The organism is Methylobacter marinus A45 (assembly GCF_000383855.1).
Lineage (GTDB): Bacteria > Pseudomonadota > Gammaproteobacteria > Methylococcales > Methylomonadaceae > Methylobacter > Methylobacter marinus.
In genome coordinates this window covers 4,221,620-4,241,931 of record NZ_KB912877.1, presented here as the reverse complement: position 1 = coordinate 4,241,931, position 20,312 = coordinate 4,221,620, and the positions used below count along the sequence as shown (strand labels likewise).

The window sequence follows — 20,312 nt, the reverse complement described above, 5'->3', positions numbered from 1 at the left end:
AAGATGAAAGCGAGCTCAGAAAAATCGTCCACTACGGCCTCGAAGACCGCGACCCAGACGGCGAACCGGCCCTTTTTCGCCAAGGCGGGCGGCGGCGATTTCTTCGCGCCGGCCAGTCAGTCTTTCGCCGCTTCCGTGCAAACGAAAATGACGGTCAACAAACCCGGCGACACGTTCGAGCAGGAAGCCGACAAAATGGCCGACAAAGTCATGCGCATGCCTGATCCTGCCCCGGCGCCGATTAAGGAAGAAAAACTCCAGCGGCAACCGGAAGATAAACTGCAAAAGCAGGAAGAAGAAAAAATACAGAAAGCAGCCCTGCCGGAGGAGAAAATCCAGAAAGCTGCCGCGCCGGAAGAGAAACTGCAGAAAAAGGAAGAAGAAAAACTACAAAAAGCGGCCTTGCCGGAGGAAAAAATCCAGAAGGCCGAACTGCCGGAGGAAAAACTTCAGAAAAAAGAGGAGGAAAAAATACAAAAAGCCCCGGCTGAAGAAGAAAAACTGCAGCGCAAAGGCGACGCCGGCGCGCCGGCCGTCAGTTCAAACATTCAATCGGCGATCCAGAACAAAACCTCCGGCGGACAACCGCTTTCCAGCGACGTGCGCGGCTATATGGAGCCGAGATTCAACGCCGATTTCAGCAACGTGCGCATCCACAGCGACCCTGAATCCGCCAGCCTGAACCAGCAACTGAGCGCCAGGGCGTTCACTTACCAGAACCACGTTTTCTTCTCCCAGGATCAATACCAGCCGGGCACCAGCGAAGGCAAGCAGCTGCTCGCCCACGAATTGACCCATACCATCCAGCAGGGACATGCCGTACAGCGCAGCCCGCAGGTCAACGCCACGACCTCGCCGCCGGCTGTACAGCGCTTTCTCGGCATCGATATCCCGTCCTGGCAGGACGTTCTGGACTGGCTCGCCGAAAAAGCCTACAACATTCCGGGCTACCGCATGTTCACTATCGTTATCGGCGTCAACCCGATCAACGGCGAAAGCGTCGACCGCAGCGCGGCCAATATTCTCCGGGCCATTGTGGAGTTCTTGCCGGGCGGAAAAATCATCACCGACGCCCTCGAGAAATACAACGTCTTCGAAAAAGCGGGCAGCTGGGTCGAAGGCCAGCTGAAACGGTTCGCCAATCTGCTGGGGACCGTCAAATCCGCAGTCGACCAATTTATGGACGACATCGATTTTCTGGATGTCGTCCTGCATCCTGTGCGCACCTGGAATAGAGCTGTCGACATCTTTACCAAGCCCGTCAATGACATCATCGACTTTATAGGCAGCATTTTCCAGGCGATCCTGCAGTTCATCCGTGATGCGGTATTGATGCCGCTGGCGGCCCTGGCGCAGGGCAAGCCGGGCTTCGATCTGCTATGCGCGATACTGGGCAAAAATCCGATCACCAACGAGCCGGTGCCGAGAAACGCCGACACCCTGATCGGCGGTTTCATGAAACTGATCGGGCAGGAAGAAATCTGGGAAAACATCAAAAAAGGCAATGCCGTGCAAAAGGCGTGGCAGTGGTTCAATACCGCCCTGCAGGAACTGTTCGCCATGGTCGTGCAATTCCCGCAGGACTTCATCGCGATGCTGAAGTCGCTGGAAGTGATGGACTTTATCATCCTGCCCAACCTGTTCATCAAGGTATTTAAAGTTTTCGGCAACTTCGTCGTGAGATTTACCTCGTGGGCCTTCGGCACCACGCTCAGCCTGCTGGAAATCATCTTCTCGGTGGTCGCGCCCGGCGTCATGCCTTATATCGCCAAAGCCAAGGCCAGCTTCCAGAAAATCATCAGAAACCCGATCGCGTTTGTCGGCAATCTGGTCAAGGCGGGCAAAATGGGCTTCACGCTCTTTATGACCAACATCGGCAAGCACCTGAAAACCGCCCTGATCAAATGGATTACCGGGCCGTTAGGCGAAGCCGGCGTTTATATCCCCAAATCGTTCGCCTTGATGGAAATCGTCAAGCTGGTTCTGTCGGTCCTGGGCTTAACCTGGCAAGACATCCGCGGCAAGCTGGTCAAGATTATCCCCGACCCGATCCTGGCCGGCCTGGAAAAAACCGCCGGCATTCTGGTCACGCTGGTCAAAGACGGGCCGGCGGCCGCCTGGGAGCAGATCAAAGTCGAACTGAACGAACTGAAAGGCCAGTTGATCGCGCAAGTCACGCAAATGGTCACCACCGAAATCGTCAAGGCGGCGATCACCAAGCTGGTGATGATGATCAACCCGGCGGGCGCGTTCGTGCAGGCCGTACTGGCCATCTGGAACACCATCACCTTCTTCATTCAAAAGATCAGGCAGATCGGCGCGGCCGTCGCGGCCTTCGTCGACTCCATCTCCGCCATCGCCGCCGGCCAGGTCGCAGGCGCGGCAAAGAAAGTGGAAATGACGATGGCCCGAACCCTGACCGTGGTCATCGCGTTCCTGGCCAAGTTCGCCGGCCTGGGCAGCATCCCGGAAAAAATCGTCGGCATCGTCAGGAAGATTCGCCAGCCGATCGATAAGGGCCTGGACAAGATCGTGGCGTGGCTGGGGAATATGCTGAAGAAAGCCGGTGGTTTCCTGGCCGATAAGGCCCAATCCCTATTGGAATGGTGGAAAAATAAAGTTTCTTTCTCCGACAAGAAAGGCCAATCACATAAACTCTTCTTTTCCGGGCAAAGCGAAAATGCACGCCTTAAAGTAGCTAGCGTGGAAATGTTCACCGAGGAGTTTGTCGCCAGAATCGAACAGATACTCGCCCAGCCTGAAGAAGCTTTAGCCCGATCATTTGCCTTGCCTTATCTGTCCAGGGCCAAACAAAAGAAGCAAGAAATAGACAAAGTCAAAATTCAAATCGAGAGGGAAAAGAAAACCAATTCGCCCAGCGTTAAGTTTACAGAACAAAAACTCAAAAACCTGATGAATGAAATGGCGGTCAATATGGCCCCATTGTTCGATGTCTTGCCCGAAAACCGCGCGGATGACCTTCCTGCCGAAGCCTCTCCCGGAAAATTCGTGACCTTGCCCTATAAAGGCACTGAACGCAAAGCGGAAATTTTGTTTGCCAGCAAGGAACGCGTCAACTACGAAGTGCAATCACTTTCATCAAAGATGCAGTTAAAAACGGTCGACTTCAAAAAACGATGGGCGGCAGGAGAAATCCGGCCCTATGTCGAAGGCGGCTCACGCGAAAAATACTTGGGGGATACCCCTGGAAAGGCATCGTCAACCGGTAGAGCAGTAATTGCCCGCTATAAAACCTCCGTTAATGAAAATAATGAAGTTTTGGTGCAATTAAAGGATGGCAGATGGTGGCCACTGTCGGATTGTGATATGAGTCACGATCCAATCGATGCGGTAGATTTCTGGAACAACACAGCCCGCAAAAACGGCTGGGTTCCCAAAGGTCCGGAAGTAAGAGCCTGGATGTTAAATCCCGCGAATTATATTCTTGAGCCGAGCAGTGAAAACAGAAGCCGTGGCTCCAGACATAAACAAAAATACCTGGCGCCGTAAATCACTTTAAATTAAAGGAAATTATGTTGGATCTTTTTGCAAATTTTAAACCGTCAATCGCGGATTCAGTTTGCCAGACTATAGACATTGGCAAACTACATTTACCTTCCGGTCGCATTTTTTGCTGCGACCCTTTTCTCAGCGATGAAGTCAATGCCCTGGATATAACCGTTGCTCCTGGAAGATATGATGTAAAGCTTTGCATCGCCTCTCTTCCTGAATGGGGAAAACGTGTTGCCCTTGCAGGACTGATCATTTCAAAACATGCTCCAATGCGTTGGCAGGAGGCAACCTATTCGATTGACGGTGAGCAACTTTCCGGTTTTCCCGTAGATGCCGGTTTGGCCTGTTTTATGGATCAGGAAACCAGACAGCGGTTTATTCAAATTTTCGATGACTTCTACACTGCAAATCCCGATGGCAACTATTACGATGATGTGCTCGCAGATGAATTCAAACTCAGCGCCGATCCAAACAATCCCCACGCTTGCGGCGACTGGACTTTGCATTATCCCAGCAAGGATAGCCCAATAAACATCGCAATGTTTGCCAGCGGATTGGGCGACGGATTTTATCAGGCCTTCTGGGGCATGGATTTTATGGATAGACCCGCAATGCTTATTATAGATTTCGGGCTGTTGGAAAACTGATACTCTAAGTAAGCAATCAATCGTAATAACTATAAAACCGGCTACCCAATGAACTCCAATATTGCTAACCTTCAGATTGCTATCACCTGGCTGAGGGACATCGTCTCAGGCTGTCTGGATGTCTATTTTGGAACAACTGAAAGGTTTGAGAAAAAGCCTCTGAATTTTTACGATGAAAGCTCCTGGCTAGGAACATTCATTGAACATCACAACCCGGAATATGAGGAATTTATAGTCTTACTTCTTGCCATCGCTCCACACGTCCAACCCCACTTCTTCAACCGGCTCATCGCCGAACACCTCCCCGAAGGCGGCGATTTCCCCGAATTCGGCGGCGTCAAAGGCACCAACCACCGCGGCATCCTGCCCACCGGCGAAACCGCGCAGTTTATCCTGGCCGGCGACGATCTGGAAAAGCGCCTGGAAATCCAGCGCATCCTGAGCAGCGAACACTGGTTCTCGCAAAAACGCATCCTCTGGATGGAGCCGGTGCGCGAAGGCGAACCCATGATGAGCGGCCGCCTGGTCATCGATCCGGAAATCGTCGAACAGCTTACCGTCGGCACCGTCAGCAAGCCGCGCTTCAGCCTGGATTTCCCGGCGGAATACATCGAAACCGAAATGGACTGGGGCGATCTGGTACTGCACCCCACTACCCTGCGGCAAATCCACGAGATCGAAAACTGGATCGATCATAACGATACGCTGCTGCATGACTGGGGCATGAAGAAAAAAATCAAGCCCGGCTACAGGGCGCTGTTTTACGGGCCGCCGGGCACCGGCAAGACCCTGACCGCGACGCTGCTCGGCAAGCAGGCCGGCAAGGACGTGTTCCGTATCGACCTGTCGCGCGTGGTGTCGAAATACATCGGCGAGACGGAGAAAAACCTGTCGCGACTGTTCGATAAAGCGGAAAACAAAAACTGGATTCTGTTTTTCGACGAGGCCGACGCGCTGTTCGGCAAAAGGACCGACATCCGCGACGCCCACGATAAATACGCCAATCAGGAAGTGGCTTATCTGTTGCAGCGGATCGAAAACTACAACGGGCTGGTTATCCTGGCGACGAACCAGCGCGCCAATATCGATGAAGCGTTCGTCCGCCGCTTTCAGACCATCATCCATTTCCCCATGCCTCGTCCCGAAGAGCGTTATGAAATCTGGCAAAAAACCTTTCCGCCCCAGATCAGCATCGCGAGCGACATCGACTGGCAACAGATTGCTGCACGATACGAACTTACCGGCGCCAATATTCTGAATGTTACCCACTATTGCGCAGTCGAGATTCTGGCCGATCAATCCCTTTCGCTCGACCTGAAGCGCCTGGAAGCGGCTATATTGCGTGAGTTCATCAAGGAAGGAAAAGTGGTTTAGCCGGGAGTCCGGCTTGATTGAAAATGGCTGTTGCGCACGGACCTCTTCGCCTGAAGAACCCGGTCGCTAACTTCGCTGTTCAATGCCTCCTTGTCCGGATTGAACCATAACTCACCGGGCCAATCTGATCCTGGTTTCACCGCTCTTTATCGCTCAGGCCATCTTTGCCTGACTATTTCGTAGGCAACTTTCACGCTGCCAGTATCTGGCAATCAGAGCCGCCATGACCTTCGGTCAAGCTTACCGTGAAAAAACATGTTGATCCGGGATAGTGGAAATGGCGATACACGGTCATAACTTGCCTACGCAGGAGACTTCTCGATCAATACGGTTCGTACCGCCTCACTTGTTATGATTGAGGAAGCAGCGAATACGTAATTTCTACAATAGCAAAATCGGATAATACGTGTAATACTGTTTGGCGCCTGAGTTTGTGACTTAGGTTATATAATTCAACAGCTATTTAATTTGTTCAATAACTTGGAGAATAAAAATGAGCCACTCAACTTACATGTTAGCATTCGCTTCAATGCTGGCTATTGCGAGCAGTGCAAATGCAGAACCTGTAACTTTATCTGATGTTCAAATGGATGGGGTCAGCGCTGGAGCAATAGTTATAGACCCACCGATTATTTCACTTCCCAAATTAAAAACAGACGTTTTCATGCCTGGCTCTACATCCCAGTATTACGAGCAAGAATACCAGTTGGTCCCCGGACGTGAGTATTCTTTGCAATTGTTCTAGGTCCCTGGAGCTGTCTCTCTCCTTAACGCTCAACACATTTAAGTGCCGGCGTTAAACAGCTCATCAATCTTTATATACGCTGTAATCAGTGGCGAGCTAATAACGAACCGTTTCTAGCAGCCGCTTTAAAGTCCTTAGTGCTTCAAGTCATGAGTAGCTTAATTTTTCGAGCAAATAAGCAATCTCATGGATAGAAAGTTACGATGGGCTTTAACGATGAGCTTTATTGGGGAAAAATTTACTATAAATAATGGGTTGTAATACAGTATTACCTATTCAAGGCTGGTTTCGACTGGCCTTTTTTGTGCCTGGTACTACAGTTGTGGATTAGGTTTCTGCCTGCGCCGCCGGTAGTGGCAAGTACGGACCAAAGCTTGATGGCGATGTTTGTCAATAGTGGTCGTGTTTTCTATGCTGTCTGGTCTCCAGGCTTCGTTGTTCAATCCACACTCCTTGTCCGGGCTGAGCCATTCCTCATCGACAGGCGACCGATCCCTTTATCGCAACATAGCGCGTTAAAAACCGACGATGATAAAGCGGCCGTGATCAGGAACGGTTATCTGTCCGAACGTTCGATTCAAACAGGGCTCGGCGACATGGCCGTCAAAGTGCGGAAGGTGCGGGACCCCAAGCGGGACGGGGTTTGTAACCCCGTCCCTAACGTTTCTATACCACCCAAGCCAAGCGGCTACGCTCAGCATAGCGCTTCACGTTACAAGTAATTTGGTAAGGAGCGACGAGGCCGGGTTAGCCGACGACCAAAACCAATATTCAGGCCTTGAAACATAACTTTTCCGCACCGGATTTTCATGGATATAGTTAAGCTTTTGCAAATAGAAAGCAGGGTTTTCAATCTTCTTCGGCGCATTGGTCTCCATCCAAAATTGAAAACTGCCCTGCTCATCAACAAACAGTTTCAACACATTTGGCTCCGTGCTTTCAAGATTGCGCCTGAGTTTACCGGAAGTGAAGCGTTTGAAATCCCGTAAAAATCCCGCCATATCCGGCGAAGTCACTATGAGATGGATATGGTTCAGCATAAAAACATAGCCGTTCAATTCCAGCCCTTTGTTGTCCTGGCAATAACGGATTGAATCGGACAGGATCTGCCAGCGGTTATGGCGATCGAACAGGTAATACCAGCGTTGAACGGTTAGAGTGAGATAGTAAGTGCCGGCATTAAGCTCGGCGGCTACGCGTCGGGATGGCATGGTGAATCCTTTCTAATTTGGTTGTGATGCATGCGTATTTCCTTTCCCATATATTAAAAGAACGTCAGCGTCAAACGTTAAGGACGGGGTTGCAAACCTCGTCCTGCGTGAGTGCGCATTAGCGTTAGCGTAATGCGCCAGATGATAGAGGCCAACATGCTATAAATTGCGCCTTATCGTGTTCAGAGTACACCATCATTTAGCGACAGGCTGAAGATGAACGATCGATCTATTTAACAACACCGCTTCACCCCCCGCCACTTCTCCTCCTGCCACTGCTTGAAAAACTCCTTTTTGCTCAGCGGCTGGCAATGAACGTGCTCGGGGTCGGCCTGATGATGCCTGGCAAAGTGCTCCAGATAGCGCTCATAGGCATCGTCGCCGGAAAGGCGACGTACGATTTGCCAGAATGACTTAAACCTTCTAATCATCAATCCCTCACCCATTCCGCCGCCAACTGACTCGGACTATGCGGCACTTCGGTCAGCGGCCGTATCGGTTTGCCGGCCAGATGAAGCGCGCATACGCGCAGCATGTCGAACACGATCGTCCACAGCAGCGCGACGAAAAACAGCGTCAGATAAGCATCCAGGTGCAGGTTGAAGATCAGCTGCGGCGCGATGGCGGCTTTCTCGGGTGGCAGCGTGCCGGCTGCCAGTTTGTCGGACAGGTTGTTGGCGGCCGCGAAGAAGCCGATGCGGGTGTCGTCGCTGGTGATTTTCTGCCATGAGGCGGTGCTGGTGATGATGATCAGCCACGATAGCGGCAGGCCGGTCACCCAGGCATACCTGAACTTGCCGGACTTGATCAGAATGCCCGTCGCCACGCACAGGGCGATGGCCGCCAGCATCTGGTTGGCGATACCGAACAGCGGCCACAGGATGTTGACGCCGCCGTTCGGGTCGATGACGCCGATATAGAGGAAATAACCCCAGCCGCCCACGACCAGCGCACTGGTCAGGATGACCGAAGGCGCCCATGAGGTTTCCGCCATTTTCGGCCAGATATTGCCGAGCATGTCCTGCAGCATGAACCGGCCCACGCGCGTGCCGGCATCCAGCGTAGTCAGGATGAAGATGGCCTCGAACATGATGGCGAAGTGATACCACAAGGCCAGCAGCCCGTCGCCGAAGGCGCTGCCGAAAATGCTGGCCATGCCGACGGCCAGCGACGGCGCGCCGCCCGTGCGCGCGAACAGGCTGGCCTCGCCCATTTTGCCGGCCAGCGCCTGCATCTGCTCCACGGATACCGGAAAGCCCCATGATGAGATGGTGGCAACGGCCGCGGCCGCTTCCTTGCCGACAACGCCGGCCGGGCTGTTGATGGCGAAAAACACGCCTGGATCGAGCACGGTCGCCGCGATCATGGCCATGACCGCCACGAACGACTCCAGCACCATGCCGCCATAGCCGATCATGCGGATATCGCGTTCATTGGTCAGCAGTTTAGGCGTCGTGCCGGACGATACCAAGGCATGGAAACCCGAGACCGCGCCGCAGGCGATGGTAATGAAAACGAACGGGAACAGCTTGCCGCCGAAAACCGGCCCCGAGCCGTCGATGAATTGCGTTATGGCCGGCATTTTCACATCGGGCTGCAGCACGACGATCGCCACGGCCAGCAGCGTGATGGTGCCCAGCTTCATGAACGTCGACAGATAATCGCGCGGCGCCAGCAACAGCCAGACCGGCAGAATAGCCGCCGCGAAGCCGTAGGCCATGACCCACCAGGCCAGGGTCAGCCCTGCGTGATCGAACAGGCCACGCAATGTTTCGCTGCCGTCGATCCAGCCGCCGCCCGCCACCGACAGCAGCAGCAGCGTCACGCCCAGGGCCGACGCTTCCAGCACTTGGCCGGGGCGGAAATGGCGCATGTAAATACCGACGATCATCGCGATCGGGATCGTCGCGGCGACCGTGGAAGTGGCCCAGGGACTGTGCTTCATGGCATTGACGACCACCAGTCCGAGCACGGCGATCAGGATGATCATGATGGAAAACGTGCCGATCAGCGCCGCCGTGCCGCCCAGAGGTCCGAGCTCGTCGCGCGCCATCTGCCCCAGGCTTTTGGCGTTGCGGCGCGTGGACAGGAACAATATCACCATATCCTGCACGCAGCCGCCTAGCACCGAGCCGAACAGCAGCCACAAGGTGCCGGGCAGATAGCCGAACTGCGCCGCCAGCGTCGGCCCGACCAGCGGTCCCGGGCCTGCAATGGCCGCGAAATGATGGCCGAAGACGATCCATTTGTTGGTCGGTACGAAGTCGCGGCCGTTGTCGAGGCGTTCGGCCGGCGTCGCGCGCGTCTGATCGACGGCCAGCACGGTCGCGGCAATCCAGGCCGCATAAAAACGATAGGCGATCGCATAGACGCACAGCGCGGCGGTAATGAACCACAGCGCATTGATGCTCTCGCCGCGGTTCAGCGCGATGCCGCCGACCGCAGATGCCCCCAGGATAGCGATCAGTAGCCAGATGGCGTTTTTTAATAGGTTATTCTTCATAGCTTTTTATTAGGTTATTGTCATTTTATGCTTCTTGAATTTATGCCGGAGCCGGCCGCTGCTATAACTGCTTTCTGACTTCCGCCAGCACTCTCTCCAGCAAATCCGGCTGCCCGGTCTCAAAATTGGCCGCGTCGATTTCCCGGCGCAGCCAGGTGAACTGGCGCTTGGCCAGTTGCCGCGTGGCGACGATGCCTTTCTCGACCAGGGTGTCGTAATCATACTCGCCCGACAGGTAGGCCCAGACCTGCCGGTAGCCGACCGCCCGGATCGAAGGCATTTTTTCCGTCAGATCGCCGCGCTTGAACAGCGCTTCCACTTCTTCAACCAGGCCCTGCTCCAGCATAATTCTGAAACGCTGGGCGATGATGTCGTGCAGGATCTTTCGGTCCGGCGGAGCGATGATCAGTTTGATTTTACGGTAGGGTATGTCCTGCGCCTGAGCTTCTGTGAAGAAAGAGGTCATCGGCCTGCCGCTGATCTCGTACACTTCCAGCGCCCGTTGTATGCGCTGCGGATCGTTGGGATGAATCCGGGCCGCCGATTCGGGATCGACTCGGGCCAGCCGCGCATGCAGGGCTTCTTTGCCGAACTGTTCCAGTTCCTGATCGAGCTTCGCTCGGACGGCTTCATCGGCTTCGGGCAGCACGGCCAGGCCGCTGTTCAAAGCGTTGAAATAGAGCATGGTGCCGCCGACCAGTATCGGCAGCTTGCCGCGTCCTGCGATATCGGCCATCAAGGCCAGGGCCTGATCCCGGAACTGGCCGGTCGAGAACGATTCCGCAGGGTCCAGTATGTCTATCAGGTAATGCGGAATGCCGCCGCGTTCGGCCAGCGTCGGTTTGGCGGTGCCTATATCCATGCCTCTGTAAACGAGCGCCGAATCGACGCTGATGATTTCGCCGTTGAGCGTCCGGGCCAATTGCACGGCCAGGGCGGTTTTTCCCGAGGCCGTCGGCCCCATCAGGAAAATGGCCGGAGGATGTTGGGTTTCTTGCGTCATAGTGCCGAGATAAAGGTTATTGCCCGCGCAGGAAGAATTTGTCGAGATCATGGGTCGACAGTTCTATCCAAGTCGGCCGGCCGTGATTGCATTGGCCTATTCTTTCGGTCTGTTCCATTTCGCGCAGCAGGGCGTTCATTTCATCGACCGTCAATCGACGATGCGCGCGCACGGCGCCGTGGCAGGCCATCGTGGCCAGGAGTTCGTTGATCTGTTCCTGCACCCGGGTGCTCGCGCCGTGTTCGATGATGTCGGCCAGCACATCGCGTATCAATGTTTCCATGTCGGCATTGTTCAGCAGCGCCGGCGTCGAGCGCAGGATGAGGGTCTCGGGGCCTGAACGGTTCAGATCGAAGCCCAGCGACATGAAGAAATCGTATTCCTGTTCCGCCAGATCGGCTTCAGCCGGGCTGACTGTTAGCTTGATGGGCAGCAGCAGCGGCTGGCTGGGCACGTTGCCGTTGTGATACTGCTTTTTTAAACGCTCGTAAGTGACGCGTTCATGCGCCGCATGAGCATCGACCAGAATGATGCCGTTCGGGGTTTCGGACAGAATATAGATGTTGTGCAGATGGGCGATAGCATAGCCCAAAGGCGGCGCTCCTTTTGTTTGCGCGACCGGCTGCACCGATTGTCGCGCGGACTCGGGTTTCGGATACAGCGCCGCATACGCCTGTATCGTTTCCTCGACATTCAAAGGCAGCGATGCCTGCTCCGGCGTCCTGGGCGTGTAAACCGGTTTGTAACTTTCGACCGGTTTCGTCTGCGGCTGAGGCTGGGGCGTGAATTCCTGTACCGGCATGGAAGGTGCGGAAGACGTTTCCTGATGCCCCGGCCTCAGATCGGCCAGCGACCGGTGCAGCGCCGAAAACAGAAAATCATGCACCAGCCGGCCTTCCCTGAACCTGACTTCCAGTTTCGCTGGATGCGCGTTGACGTCGACCAGCGTCGGATCCAGCGTCAGGAACAGCACGAAGACCGGGTGCCGTCCGTGGAACAGCACGTCCTGGTAGGCCTGTTTGACGGCATGGGCGACCAGTTTGTCCTTGATCAGGCGGCCGTTGACATAGAAAAACTGCATGTCCTGCTGACTGCGCGAAAAGGTCGGCAGGCCCACCCAGCCGGTTAGATGCAGGCCCGATGATTCGAAATCGATTTTGACGGCATTCTCGATGAAAGCCGAGCCGCAGATGCCGGCGACGCGGCGTTCCTGCTCGATCTCGGTGGCCGCCGGTTTCAGGTTCAGGACTTCCCGCTGATTATGGGTAAGCAAAAAACCGATATCGAAGCGGCTCAGCGCCATTCGTTTTATCAAGGTTTCGATATGCGCGAATTCGGTTTTTTCGGTCTTAAGGAATTTGCGCCGGGCCGGTGTGTTGTAGAACAGATCGCGCACGTCGACCGTGGTGCCTTCAGGGTGCGGGTCGGGTTGCGGATCGAAATCCCGCTCCGTGCCGTCGGCAGTGACGCGCCAGGCGCAGTTGGCGCCGGCGGTGCGCGAAATCAGCGTCAATCGGGCCACGGAGCTGATACTGGGCAATGCCTCGCCGCGGAACCCCATGCTGACGACCTGTTCCAGATCCTTCAGTGTGGCGATTTTGCTGGTCGCATGCCGGGACAGAGCCAGCGGCAGATCTTCTTTTACGATGCCGCCGCCGTCGTCCCGGATCTTGATCAGCCGGATGCCGCCCTGCTCGATTTCGATCGAGATTTGCCGGGCGCCCGCATCGAAACAGTTTTCCACCAGTTCCTTGACCACGGATGAAGGCCTTTCCACGACTTCGCCGGCGGCAATCTGGTTGATGAGTTGAATGGGGAGAGAATGAATACGCATGACCAGCCCGGATAAATGCCCTATTTTATATGACTGGGCATTGGCTGTGGAAATTTTAACGGCTGAATTTACGCCGTTGAAAGAAATGGGCGGCCTGACAGCCGCCCAGGTGATCACATATCAAGTTTGGTATTGGCTTCGGCCATGTGAGTCGTCGGTGTATTCCGTTGATTGAAATAGTTGACGATGCCTTTAAAAATGGCCAGCGCCATCTTCGATTGATGCGCGCTGCTGCGCAATTTCTGTTCTTCCGACGGATTCGAAATATAGGCGGTTTCAACCAGAATGGATGGAATGTCGGGTGATTTCAGCACCATGAATCCGGCTTTCTGCACCGAATGCTGATGCAATTCGCCAATTTTTCCGAAGTGCTTTAATACGTTCGACGCCAGGTTAACGCTGGCATCTTGTGTGGCGGTTTGGGATAAATCCAGCAACACCGAAGCCAGAACATCGTCTTTATTGTCTAGCCTGACGCCGCCCACCAGGTCGGACGCATTTTCACTATTGGCCAGCCAGCGCGCGGCTTCGCTGGAGGCGCCTTTTTCCGACAAGGTAAATACCGAGGCACCCTTGACATTGGGATCCTGAAAAGCATCGGCGTGAATGGAAATAAACAAGTCCGCCTTGGCCGCCCGGGCAATTTGCATTCTTTTGCGCAGGTTAACGAAATAATCGCCGTTGCGGACCATGACGGCGCTCATGCCGGGCTGTCTGTCGATCAGCGTTTTAAGGCGCCGGGCAATGGAAAATACGACGTCTTTCTCCAGAGTGCCGTGGGCGCCCTGAGCGCCGGCATCCTTGCCGCCGTGCCCCGCATCGATGGCAATTACGATGCCTTTGCTTTTATGCGCGACCGCTTTTGCTTTGACGGCCACTTTCCGGGCAACCGCTTTTTGGGGCTGGGCGGCGGGCTTGACAACGACGGGCTTGGCTTTGGCTGCTGGCTTAGCGGCCGGTTTGTCCTCGGGAGTCGCCGGGCCTTTATCGGTCAGGTTAACGATTAAATGATTGCCGTCCTTGACGCTTTCTGAACTGACTTGTCTTTTTAAATCCAAAACGACCCTCAAGTCGGTGCCGTTTTTCACCGCCGAGCGCAGCCTGACAAACAGGGGATGAGAGGCAAGCGGCTGGCTTAAAGGTTGTTTTGAACTGACATTGAGGATATCGATCACTAATCGCGACGGATTTTCGAGATGAAAAATTCGATACTTGGGAGCAGAGCTCAGATCAAACACCATGCGCGCCTGACCAGGCCCGGTAATATATTTCAATGAATTGACGTTGATTTGCTGCGCATAACTGGATACAGACAATAACTGTAATACGAAAATAAACAAGACCTTCCAGATTTTTTTCATAGCTATGATCCATATTAACAACAATCTTGTTTAGATTATAACAATATGTCCTTGTTTTTCCACTCTCTTATCAGACTTTTTTTACTAACTCGATAGTCCGCCCGGTACCTTCCGCAGTCAAGGTAATGACGACATCCGGCTCGGGCAGATAGCCCTTGCCCATGTCCGGCCATTCGATAAAACACACGGCCTCCTGGTCGAGGTAGTCCCTGATGCCTATCCATTCCAGCTCTTCCGGATCAGAAATCCTATACAAATCAAAATGAAAGACTTGTCGACCGGCCAGATTATATTCTTCCACCAGCGTATAGGTAGGGCTCTTGACCGCGCCGGTGTAACCTGCCGCGCGCAGAAAACCTCTGACCATGGTGGTTTTTCCCGCCCCTAGATCGCCATGCAAATAAACCAGACATCTGGTCGGCAACGATGCCCATAGCTGCGCGCCGAACTGCTCTGTTTCCTCTGTGTTGTTTAAATATTGTTTCATGAATTGACCAATTGCCTGAGATGGCTCATTAAATCGCTGGCCAACAGGCCTCTTTCTCCGTCTTTTTCCACCGCCCGGTCCGCCGCCAGACCATGAATATGAACGCCTTGCTGGGCCGCCTCTTTCATGGGCAATCCCTGGGCCAGCAGCCCGGCAATCACCCCGGCCAGCACATCGCCCATGCCGCCAGAAGCCATGCCCGGATTTCCCGAGGTCGAAACGGCCAGTTCATCTTCGGAGGCTATCAAGGTGCCGGCACCTTTCAGAATGGCGACACCGCCGAATTTGGCCTGAATTGCCGCGACCGAGGCGAATCTGTCCTGTTGCACTTCGGCTGTGCCGCGCTGCAATAAACGCCCGGCCTCGCCGGGATGCGGCGTCAAAATCCAGTTGGGCTTTGCGGCAGGCGCCCGGGCCAACAGATTCAAGCCGTCGGCATCGATAACCAACGGCTTTTGGGAATTTATCGCGACACTGAACAGTTCATTGGCCCAGTCGCTTTGCCCCAGTCCGGGGCCGACGATGATGACATCGGCCTTATCCAGCAATCGCTCCAGCTGGCTGGCATTTTCCACGCCATGGCACATCAATTCCGGCCTGTTCAGATTCATGAGCCCTGCATGCTCGGGCCGAGTCGCGATGCTGACCAGTCCCGAACCGACGCGCAATGCAGCCTCGGCGGCCATTCTGGCGGCTCCGGAAAAGCCCTGCTCTCCGCCTATAACCAGCACATGCCCGTAATGGCCTTTATGCGCGCAGCGCTCACGCTCCGGAAAGCGCGTTTTGATGACCCGGACCGTGCCTGACGGTACCGATTCAAACACATCATCGGGCACGGCCAGGGAGGCATAAAAAATCTCGCCGCTATAGTCGGCCGCCTGCCCGGTAAACAATCCCTGCTTCAGGCCGATGAAAGAAACCGTGCATTCGGCTTTTACGGCATAACCCATTACATTACCGGTATCGGCGCTCAGACCCGAAGGAATATCGACGGCAATAACATGTTTCAGATTGTTATTGATGAACACGATGGCCTCCGCATAAGCGCCTGTTACCGGCCTGTCCAGCCCGGTACCCAGGAGCGCGTCTATAGTCACGTCGGTCTCAATGTCCAGATCAGAATGAAACGGCACCACCGTTCCCTTGGCTTCAATGAATTTCCGGCAGGCCGTCAAGGCATCGCCAGTGAGTTTTTCTGGATCGGAAACACTATACACGTTCGCGTCGAACCCGGCTTCCAGGGCCAGCCTGGCTATAATATAGCCATCACCCGCATTATTGCCGGCGCCGCAAAAAACCGCCACCGAGTGCGCATAAGGCCATTGATTGCGGAGGCATTGAAAAACAGCATAGCCTGCCCTGCTCATCAGTTCAAAGCCGGGGATGCCGCGTTCCTGGATGGCGATCCGGTCCAGTTCCCTGACTTGCGCTGCTCGATAGAGTTTTATGGGTAGTTTATGCATGTCATCAAGCTCCAAAAAGCTTATCACTTGCATTTGAGTGCGCAATCATAAAGAATCTCCCGTAACCTTAGTATTTTGTACCTCAGCCATTATATTCCTGTATTCATCGATGGACACCACCAGCGCTCAAAAAATGGCGGATCTCGCCCGCCAAATCAAGCAATGGGGACAAGAGCTTGGCTTTCAGCAGGTCGGCATTACCGATACCGATTTATCGGAAGCGGAAGCTCATCTGCAAAGCTGGCTGGCCAATGACTTTCATGGTGACATGGACTACATGCAGCGCCATGGCGTCAAGCGCAGCAGGCCGGCCGCATTGCAACCGGGAACCGTCAGCGTGATTTCCGTGCGCATGGATTATTTGCCCGAACCGGCCGAGTCCCTGCACAAGACGCTCGATGACCCTTATTCCGCCTACATTTCACGCTATGCGCTGGGCCGCGATTATCACAAAATGCTGCGTAACCGTTTGCAGAAACTGGCCGACAGAATACAGCGACACTACGGCCCGTTCGGTTACCGGGCTTTCGTCGACAGCGCTCCGGTCCTGGAAAAGGCGCTGGCCGAAAAAGCGGGGTTAGGCTGGATAGGCAAGCATTCGAACCTGATTAACCGCAAGGCGGGATCGTGGTTTTTCCTCGGGGAAATCTATACCGATCTGCCGTTACCGGCCGATGCAACCGCCACTTCGCATTGCGGCAGCTGTTCGGCCTGCATGACGGTCTGCCCGACCCAGGCGATTGTCTCGCCTTACCGGGTGGATGCCAGACGCTGCATATCGTATCTGACGATTGAGCTGCAAGGCCCGATTCCCGAACCGTTCAGGCCGCTGATCGGCAACCGGATCTATGGCTGCGACGACTGCCAGCTGATCTGCCCGTGGAACCGTTTTGGCAAAATCACCGGTGAACAGGACTTTCATCCCCGGCACCGGCTGAATACGCAGCAATTGCTCGCTGTCTTTGCCTGGAGCGAGGCAGAATTCCTGGCCAGGACCGAGGGCTCGGCCATACGCCGCATCGGCCATGAGCGATGGCTGAGAAACATTGCCGTCGCGCTGGGCAACGCGCCGGCTTCGCCGCCCGTGATCGCGGCCTTAAAGGCCATGCTCGCTCATCCTTCAGAACTGGTGAGAGAGCATGTCCGGTGGGCCTTGGACAGGCGACTGGACCGGTTATCGCCCGGTTAACGCCTGCCCAGCCGCTGTTCGGTTTCCAGCACCCGTTGCGTGGTCTTGAGCACGGTGTCGGGATTCAGGCTCATCGAATCGATACCGATTTCCACCAGAAACTCGGCCATTTCCGGATAATCCGATGGCGCCTGGCCGCATAGACCGGAGTGACTTCCAGTCCGCCGCGCACCTTCAACAGCCAGGCGGATCATCTCTTTTACGCCGGGGTCGCGTTCGTCAAAATCCTCGGCGACAATGGACGAATCGCGGTCCACGCCCAGAGTCAGCTGGGTCAGATCGTTCGAGCCTATCGAAAAACCGTCAAAATGCTCGGCGAAGGCATCAATCTGGATGACGTTGTTGGGAATCTCGCACATCACATAGATTTTGAGACCGTTTTCGCCGCGCTTCAGCCCGAGCCGAGCCATGTACTCGAGCACGCTCCGGGCTTCCTGAACACGCCGGCAGAATGGAATCATCAGGATGACATTGGTCAACCCCATGTCCTCGCGCACGCGTTTCATGGCGGCACATTCCAGCGCGAACCCTTCGGCATAGGCCGGATGCGTATAACGCGAGGCGCCCCGAAAACCGATCATCGGATTGGCCTCATCGAATTCAAACCAGCGACCGCCCAGCAAGGTGGCGTATTCGTTGGTTTTGAAGTCCGACATGCGCACGACCACGGGTTTGGGATAGAACGCCGCGGCGATCGTGCCCACGCCTTCCGACAGTTGCCTGATAAAGAATTCTTTCCCTGTTTCATAAGGGCCGGTTAATTTCCTGAGCTGTTCGAGTTCGCCCGGGTCCTGAACCTTATCCGGATGCAGCAGCGCCATCGGATGCGCCTTGATATATTCGGTAATGATGAATTCCATGCGCGCCAGACCGACGCCATCGTTAGGCAGGAAACTGGTTTTGAAGGCCAGTTCGGGATTGCCGATATTGAGCATGATTTGGGTTTGCGGCCGCTGCAGCCCGGACAGATCGGTGCTTGTGATTTCAAAATCAAGCCGGCCTTCATAAATCTTGCCGATATCGCCTTCGGCACAGGATACAGTCACCAGCGCCTCGTTTTTAATGGCCGTCGTGGCATTGTCGCAACCGATGACGGCCGGCACGCCCAGTTCCCGGGCGATGATTGCCGCGTGACAGGTTCGTCCGCCGCGGTTGGTCACAATCGCCGAGGCGATTTTCATGATGGGTTCCCAGTCGGGCGTGGTAATGTCCGCCACCAGCACATCGCCGGGGTTGAACTCGGACAATTGCTCGAGTCTCTCGATAACGCGCGCCTTGCCGACGGCAATCTTACTGCCTACCGAATGTCCTGTGACAATCGGGGCGGCTTTTTGCTTAAGCGTGTATTGCTCCAGCACCATGCCGCGCCTTTGTGATTCCACGGTCTCGGGCCGGGCCTGAACGATATACAACTGACCGTCAACACCGTCCTTGGCCCATTCCATATCCATGGGTCGAGCCTGTCCGGCCTTGGCGCTGTAATGCTTCTCGATTTTAATGGCATAATCGGCCAGTGTCAGGGCATCCTGATCACTGATACAAAAATGCCCGCGCTCCTGGGCCGATGTGACTATGTTGCGCGTGGATTCGCGCGTGCGTCCCTCGCTATAGACCATTTTGATCTTTTTCGCCCCGAGCGTGCGCCTTAATACCGCCCGATGGCCCTGCTCGAAAGTCGGTTTATGCACGTAAAACTCGTCCGGATCGACGGCGCCCTGCACGACATTTTCGCCCAGTCCGTAAGCGCCGGTTATGAAAACCACGTCGCTGAAACCCGATTCGGTATCCAGCGAAAACATGACGCCGCTGGCGTCCAGGTCGGATCGCACCATTTTCATGATACCTATCGATAACGCCAGTTTGAAATGGTCGAAGCCTTGGTCGATACGATAGTGAATGGCCCGGTCGGTAAACAGGCTGGCAAAGCAGCGCTTGCAGGCATCCAGTAAAGCCTGGTCTCCGCGGATATTCAGATAGGTATCCTGCTGACCGGCAAAGCTGGCGGTAGGCAAATCCTCGGCCGTCGCCGAGCTTCGTACCGCGACGCTCAAGTCCTCGCCATACTCCTGCCGCAATCGGGCGAAGGCATCCAGGATCTCATGTTCAAGATCCCCCGGTAAAGGTGCGGCATATATTATTTCCCGTGCCTTGCGGGCCCGTTTGGCAAGATCGGCGACATTATCCGGATCAAGTTCATCCAATGCCTCATGGAGAAGTTCCCAAGCCCCGGCCTGGTCCAGCACATAACGATAAGCTTCAGCTGTTATGGCAAAACCATTGGGAATCCTGATGCCTTGCTGCGTCAATTCTCGATACATTTCACCCAATGACGCATTTTTACCGCCGACCAAAGGCACATCATCGATGGTTAACTCGTTAAACCAGCGGATGTAGTTTGCTTGTTCAGACATTATCTTTGTTCTCCTTATAAATATTCCCGACTGCCTTATGACTTGGGTTGCAAAGAAGTTACCAGCATTTGCCGGTCTCGCCAATAATTTGTCTGAAAATAAATAACCCTAGAAAAATTGTGTGACAATTTGCCACATTATCAATTATTTCAGGCATTGCTAGCATATTAGTATGCGCTCTTACTTGCCTTTGGCTTTAATCCGGGAGCTTATATTGTGATTGTTAAGCTCCTTTTTTTTTAATTTTACGGCTTGACTTCCGGTTCAAATTTACCAATCAAGCACATACATACTTTTCCACAATTCCTGTGGATAACTCTGTGCATAAGTTCTAGATAACTGCGCTCAGCCCCTGCTCTGCCTATGCTTTTATTAGATTGTAGTGTTTTTATACAAAAATATTACATTTATATATCAACAACTTATAACTTTATAATTTTGATAAATAACAGTTGTATTACAATCTACAGTCATGCTAGCACTATTAAATAGTCTGTGCATAAGCGACACATGTTAAGCTTATGAAAACATCTCATGTCAAGCATTTTCAGCCATATTATAGGGATTAAAA

14 protein-coding genes are annotated in these 20,312 nt (G+C 54.2%); 5 read left to right on the top strand and 9 right to left on the bottom strand.

Going from position 1 to position 20,312, the window contains the following annotated elements; all coding sequences use genetic code 11:
- The first annotated feature begins 3 nt into the window (after positions 1–3).
- From METMA_RS0119955 to METMA_RS25180, 4 genes are all read left to right on the top strand, one after another.
- Positions 4–3,510 carry an eCIS core domain-containing protein gene (locus tag METMA_RS0119955; protein ID WP_020160885.1) on the top strand — a complete coding sequence of 1,169 codons (3,507 nt, stop codon included), beginning with the start codon at positions 4–6 and terminating at the stop codon, positions 3,508–3,510.
- A 23-nt stretch (positions 3,511–3,533) separates the two neighbouring features.
- Positions 3,534–4,160: a DUF4241 domain-containing protein gene (locus METMA_RS26645; protein WP_084254157.1), complete on the top strand. Its 627-nt coding sequence runs from the start codon at positions 3,534–3,536 to the stop codon at positions 4,158–4,160.
- Positions 4,161–4,208: 48 nt separating this feature from the next.
- The gene (locus tag METMA_RS0119945) at positions 4,209–5,534 is read left to right on the top strand and encodes an ATP-binding protein (protein ID WP_020160883.1); all 1,326 of its coding nucleotides are present in this window, start codon (positions 4,209–4,211) and stop codon (positions 5,532–5,534) included.
- Between the two features lie 493 nt (positions 5,535–6,027).
- Positions 6,028–6,279: a hypothetical protein gene (locus METMA_RS25180; RefSeq protein WP_152565011.1), complete on the top strand. Its 252-nt coding sequence runs from the start codon at positions 6,028–6,030 to the stop codon at positions 6,277–6,279.
- A 707-nt stretch (positions 6,280–6,986) separates the two neighbouring features.
- On the opposite strand, the gene METMA_RS0119935 is transcribed toward METMA_RS25180, so the two are convergent.
- From METMA_RS0119935 to METMA_RS0119900, 8 genes are all read right to left on the bottom strand, one after another.
- On the bottom strand, positions 6,987–7,490 hold the full coding sequence (locus tag METMA_RS0119935; RefSeq protein WP_020160881.1) for an REP-associated tyrosine transposase: 504 nt from the start codon (positions 7,488–7,490) through the stop codon (positions 6,987–6,989).
- 233 nt (positions 7,491–7,723) lie between these two features.
- The gene (locus tag METMA_RS0119930; protein WP_027147492.1) at positions 7,724–7,921 is read right to left on the bottom strand and encodes a YbdD/YjiX family protein; all 198 of its coding nucleotides are present in this window, start codon (positions 7,919–7,921) and stop codon (positions 7,724–7,726) included.
- Positions 7,921–9,993 (bottom strand): carbon starvation CstA family protein, encoded by a 2,073-nt coding sequence (locus METMA_RS0119925; RefSeq protein ID WP_020160879.1) that lies wholly within the window; start codon positions 9,991–9,993, stop codon positions 7,921–7,923. The genes METMA_RS0119930 and METMA_RS0119925 overlap by 1 nt, the downstream gene beginning before the upstream one ends.
- A gap of 61 nt (positions 9,994–10,054) precedes the next feature.
- Positions 10,055–10,996 (bottom strand): tRNA (adenosine(37)-N6)-dimethylallyltransferase MiaA, encoded by a 942-nt coding sequence (miaA, locus tag METMA_RS0119920; RefSeq protein ID WP_027147491.1) that lies wholly within the window; start codon positions 10,994–10,996, stop codon positions 10,055–10,057.
- Between the two features lie 16 nt (positions 10,997–11,012).
- Complete coding sequence (gene mutL, locus METMA_RS0119915) at positions 11,013–12,830, bottom strand: DNA mismatch repair endonuclease MutL (protein WP_027147490.1); 1,818 nt, start codon at positions 12,828–12,830, stop codon at positions 11,013–11,015.
- A 113-nt stretch (positions 12,831–12,943) separates the two neighbouring features.
- Positions 12,944–14,191 (bottom strand): N-acetylmuramoyl-L-alanine amidase, encoded by a 1,248-nt coding sequence (locus METMA_RS0119910; protein ID WP_020160876.1) that lies wholly within the window; start codon positions 14,189–14,191, stop codon positions 12,944–12,946.
- A gap of 70 nt (positions 14,192–14,261) precedes the next feature.
- A complete protein-coding gene (gene tsaE, locus METMA_RS0119905; protein WP_020160875.1) occupies positions 14,262–14,678 on the bottom strand; it encodes a tRNA (adenosine(37)-N6)-threonylcarbamoyltransferase complex ATPase subunit type 1 TsaE in 417 nt (138 codons plus the stop codon).
- Entirely contained in the window at positions 14,675–16,141 is a 1,467-nt protein-coding gene (locus METMA_RS0119900) for a bifunctional ADP-dependent NAD(P)H-hydrate dehydratase/NAD(P)H-hydrate epimerase (protein WP_027147489.1), read from the bottom strand. The genes tsaE and METMA_RS0119900 overlap by 4 nt, the downstream gene beginning before the upstream one ends.
- Before the next feature lie 109 nt (positions 16,142–16,250).
- Here METMA_RS0119900 and queG point away from each other — a divergent pair, with 109 nt between their 5' ends.
- Complete coding sequence (queG, locus tag METMA_RS0119895; protein WP_020160873.1) at positions 16,251–17,330, top strand: tRNA epoxyqueuosine(34) reductase QueG; 1,080 nt, start codon at positions 16,251–16,253, stop codon at positions 17,328–17,330.
- Here the strand turns inward: queG and ppsA are convergent.
- On the bottom strand, positions 17,327–19,741 hold the full coding sequence (ppsA, locus tag METMA_RS0119890) for a phosphoenolpyruvate synthase (RefSeq protein ID WP_020160872.1): 2,415 nt from the start codon (positions 19,739–19,741) through the stop codon (positions 17,327–17,329). The two genes, queG and ppsA, sit on opposite strands and share 4 nt — an antisense overlap.
- Between the last annotated feature and the right edge of the window lie 571 nt (positions 19,742–20,312).

Coding starts and splice junctions, on each gene's coding strand:
- METMA_RS0119925 (WP_020160879.1), bottom strand. CDS start 9,993: ATGAAGAATAACCTATTAAAAAACGCCATCTGGCTACTGATCGCTATC.
- tsaE (WP_020160875.1), bottom strand. CDS start 14,678: ATGAAACAATATTTAAACAACACAGAGGAAACAGAGCAGTTCGGCGCG.
- METMA_RS25180 (WP_152565011.1), top strand. CDS start 6,028: ATGAGCCACTCAACTTACATGTTAGCATTCGCTTCAATGCTGGCTATT.
- METMA_RS0119945 (WP_020160883.1), top strand. CDS start 4,209: ATGAACTCCAATATTGCTAACCTTCAGATTGCTATCACCTGGCTGAGG.
- METMA_RS0119935 (WP_020160881.1), bottom strand. CDS start 7,490: ATGCCATCCCGACGCGTAGCCGCCGAGCTTAATGCCGGCACTTACTAT.
- mutL (WP_027147490.1), bottom strand. CDS start 12,830: ATGCGTATTCATTCTCTCCCCATTCAACTCATCAACCAGATTGCCGCC.
- METMA_RS0119900 (WP_027147489.1), bottom strand. CDS start 16,141: ATGCATAAACTACCCATAAAACTCTATCGAGCAGCGCAAGTCAGGGAA.
- miaA (WP_027147491.1), bottom strand. CDS start 10,996: ATGACGCAAGAAACCCAACATCCTCCGGCCATTTTCCTGATGGGGCCG.
- METMA_RS26645 (WP_084254157.1), top strand. CDS start 3,534: ATGTTGGATCTTTTTGCAAATTTTAAACCGTCAATCGCGGATTCAGTT.
- queG (WP_020160873.1), top strand. CDS start 16,251: ATGGACACCACCAGCGCTCAAAAAATGGCGGATCTCGCCCGCCAAATC.
- ppsA (WP_020160872.1), bottom strand. CDS start 19,741: ATGTCTGAACAAGCAAACTACATCCGCTGGTTTAACGAGTTAACCATC.
- METMA_RS0119910 (WP_020160876.1), bottom strand. CDS start 14,191: ATGAAAAAAATCTGGAAGGTCTTGTTTATTTTCGTATTACAGTTATTG.
- METMA_RS0119930 (WP_027147492.1), bottom strand. CDS start 7,921: ATGATTAGAAGGTTTAAGTCATTCTGGCAAATCGTACGTCGCCTTTCC.
- METMA_RS0119955 (WP_020160885.1), top strand. CDS start 4: ATGAAAGCGAGCTCAGAAAAATCGTCCACTACGGCCTCGAAGACCGCG.